A 3,094-nucleotide genomic window follows, 5' to 3' on the forward strand; every position below is an offset into this window, starting at 1 on the left:
GTAACGCACGGCGGGTGCTGCGGGCGGTGGCTGCATGCGGGCGGCGGCATTGACCTCCAGGCCCTGGAAATCGACGGCGTCGCCGTAGGGCAGGACGATCTCGTAATCGTGGAAGCCGGGGGCGGTGGCGGGCATTGTCACTTCGACGGACTCGGGGGTGCGCTTGGGCGTGGCGGTCTTGGTGCGGAAGGTCCACGCGGGCTGGGGGGCGCCGTCGATGAGGTAGATGCCGTGGCTGTTGCGCGCGCTGGCGGAGGTGTGGAGCTCATTGTAGTGCAGCAGCGCCTTGAGGTGCGTGGCATCGGTGCGGAAACGGATGCGCGCGCCGGGATTGTCCCAGCGGTAGCCTTTGCCGGGGATGTCGAGCACGCGGTCAAAGCGGGCGATCTTGGCGGCAGACAGGGGATCCTCTTGGAAGTACGGCACGAACTCCATGTGCACGTAGCCAGAGTAGCCGATGCTGGCATCATCTGCTGCGATGAAGCGTAATGAAGCTGTCTCCGCCTGGGCCTGCGCGGCCAGCGGCGCGCCGAGGAGGCCGAGTGCAGCGAGGCAGGTGCAGCGAAGGAGGCGGCGCAGGGAGAATCGGGGGCGGCGTGGATGAGACGCGGGTGGCGGGGTGGTGGGCATGATGCAGCAGACTGGCCTGCGCGGGCGAGACGTCAATGCGGAGGCGAAGGTTCAGGGATGCGCAGAGGTGCTGTTCGTCCTGCTTTTGTGCCTTGTCCTAATTTCCAGGCACTGGCGGCCCGGGCACCACCCTTGACACCATGGGCCAAAGTATCTTGGAGGAACCTGGGAGCATCGCCCACTCCTTCGCAGTGGCCACCGCTGGAGCGAGCGACCAATAATTGCCGCCCAGGTGGTCGCAGAGAAAGAACATGAGTTCGCCAAGCTTTTGTGACGGGACATCTTCTTTGACGTGGAGGGTCTTTCTCATCAACTGCCCGCCAACATCAGCCTCTGAGATCTTGAACAAACCGGAGGTGGCCTGGCTTAAAAAAGCAAAGCCCGTGTAGTCCCCTTTTTTGACCGGATGGGTCATCTGGTCATAGATTTGTACGGCGTTTTGATCCGTGAGCAGCACCGTGCCACCCGGCGACTGCAGGTCGCCCCAGTTCAGGGTGTCACTCAAGGCCAGGGACTGTCTTCCATTCAGCGGGTGGATCAGACCTTTGATGGAAGATGTCCGGATGCGCGATAGCACCATATACCAGCCGACCTCTTCCGCTTTGACGTGCATGGAAGCCACGAGAAACATGAGGGAGGCCAGGAGAGCCGTGAGCGCGTGCATGGGGATGAGTCTAGGCATGAACGATTCCCAATGCGAGATTTGAATTCTCCTCTGGCGGGCTGACATGGCATGGCAAGCCGGGCTTTCTGGGGTGTAGGTTGGGGGTGTTTGGCGTCGAGGGCGCTTCTTTGCTCCACTGCTTCCCCACCGGATGCGGCAGGAACGTTCGGCTTTGTCGCTGAGGAGCAAAGAGGCAGAGGGAGCAGAGAACAGATTCTGTACTGGGAGCGCCGATATTCTATCGGCTCCAGATACCAGCATCCTGCAATTACTCTTTAATTACATACTTCGCCCACAACTTCCGCGATTTCAAAATCTCCAGATACATCAAGTGGGAAAAGTTAATCTTGGAATTGCTAGCCGATTCCACAACTGAGTAATAACTTTTGCCAATGCTAACAAGCCTTGCTCCATATATTGTCACATCCACTTCTCTACCATCTTTCATCAGTAGCTTGTAAATACAAGACTCCGCCGAGTTAATCCCACCATATGACATATCCATTTTTTTGAATTTACTTTTTTCTAATGCGGCAAGGAGGCTTTCATATGCACTGCGATCAGTGGCTTCACCATTGAACAACCACATTTTTTTCACATCCCTTTTGATCACCCTTGCATTACAGGTCATTTTGACCACATCCTCAGCCTTTGGAAGCAGTGAGTTTATCTCCAACTCATTACCTTCGGGTAGTGCTCCCTGAGAAGTAAATGCACTTAATAAGAATGCGGCCAATGTAATTTTGAGGATGTTCATTGCTCACTATTCATTTAATTGATTGTCATACATAGCCATTTTTTCAACACCGCACACCCGACGCTCATTTAACTTCGCAACTCCTGTGCAACCCTAAACTCTGAAAAAAGATGCCGGGCATGAATGGCACTCGGTTAAGCGCATTCGTCGTGGCATTAAGCGCAGAACGCCGTGCTACTGCCCGACTCGTTGCCACAGACTTGGCGTGAATGGCTGTTGCATGACACTCTTCTCCAGCGATGAGAGGTCTTAACCGAGTGCCATTCATGACCGGCATTCCGTGCTGGGAGCGCCGATATTCTATCGGCTCTGGGGACGGCTCCGCCGCACGGGCAAGTGGCGTGTGACCCGTGAGCTTTTTTCCGTGGCGATGGCGCAGGGACGTTCGCCGGGGCCGATGTGGACATCGGCGCTCCCAGCAATGAGCTGCGCGTCATTGAAAACGGGCCGGGCAGGCTTGTGCAAAGGTAGCGTGGCACTCCGGTCGTAGGTTGGTCGTGTTTGGCGTCGAGATCACTGCCATCCCTCAATGCCCTCTCCGCCAAACCGCCCGACTGCGAGGACGTTCGTAGGCTGTGGTGTTTGCCACACGCTCATGGACGGGCGGGCTGTCGCCACACCCATCCTACGTAGGCCGGGCCTTCCATGCTGGGAGCGCCGATTTTGAATCGGCTTTGGATGTGGCGGGGACGCAGGAGGGAGCGCTGGGTTTGCGCAGAGCTTTGTGCGAAGGACGATGTGGCGGTGTTCACTTCTCGATCCGCACCCACAGATGCCCCTGCGCTTTTTCGCCGCGGGCGTTGGTGTGCTGCACGCTGACGATGTAGTCGCCGGGCTGGGTGTAGGTGTGGGTGGTGATGGCGTAGCCGTCTTTGGCGAGGGCTTTGGCGTTGCCGTCGGAGGTGACGCTGACGGGTGGGGTGGCGTCGCCGAAGTCCCAGGTCTCGCCGCCGGCATCGCGGAAGGTGCGGACTTTGAAGGTGATCGGCTGGCCGGGCTTGAGATTCATGGTGGGATGAAAGCTGGGATGGATGGAGGGCGGG

General features: G+C 57.8%; 3 protein-coding genes and 1 pseudogene. All 4 read right to left on the minus strand.

Annotated features, from left to right (window positions below; translation table 11 throughout):
* Window positions 1–630, minus strand: a pseudogene (locus ACILSL_RS27430) (hypothetical protein); the annotation flags it as partial.
* A gap of 97 nt (window positions 631–727) precedes the next feature.
* Window positions 728–1,312 carry a hypothetical protein gene (locus ACILSL_RS27435; protein ID WP_395735257.1) on the minus strand — a complete coding sequence of 195 codons (585 nt, stop codon included), beginning with the start codon at window positions 1,310–1,312 and terminating at the stop codon, window positions 728–730.
* A gap of 250 nt (window positions 1,313–1,562) precedes the next feature.
* Window positions 1,563–2,051, minus strand: a complete 489-nt coding sequence (locus ACILSL_RS27440) for a hypothetical protein (RefSeq protein WP_395735258.1) — start codon at window positions 2,049–2,051, stop codon at window positions 1,563–1,565.
* A gap of 748 nt (window positions 2,052–2,799) precedes the next feature.
* The coding region (locus ACILSL_RS27445) for a PKD domain-containing protein (RefSeq protein WP_395735259.1) at window positions 2,800–3,094 on the minus strand (295 nt) is incomplete at its 5' end.

It is taken from the genome of Prosthecobacter sp., from assembly GCF_044222345.1.
Classification (GTDB): domain Bacteria; phylum Verrucomicrobiota; class Verrucomicrobiia; order Verrucomicrobiales; family Verrucomicrobiaceae; genus Prosthecobacter.

Bases quoted from the DNA above. Each gene is read 5' to 3' on its own strand.
- ACILSL_RS27435 (WP_395735257.1), bottom strand. From the start codon at position 1,312: ATGCCTAGACTCATCCCCATGCACGCGCTCACGGCTCTCCTGGCCTCC.
- ACILSL_RS27440 (WP_395735258.1), bottom strand. From the start codon at position 2,051: ATGAACATCCTCAAAATTACATTGGCCGCATTCTTATTAAGTGCATTT.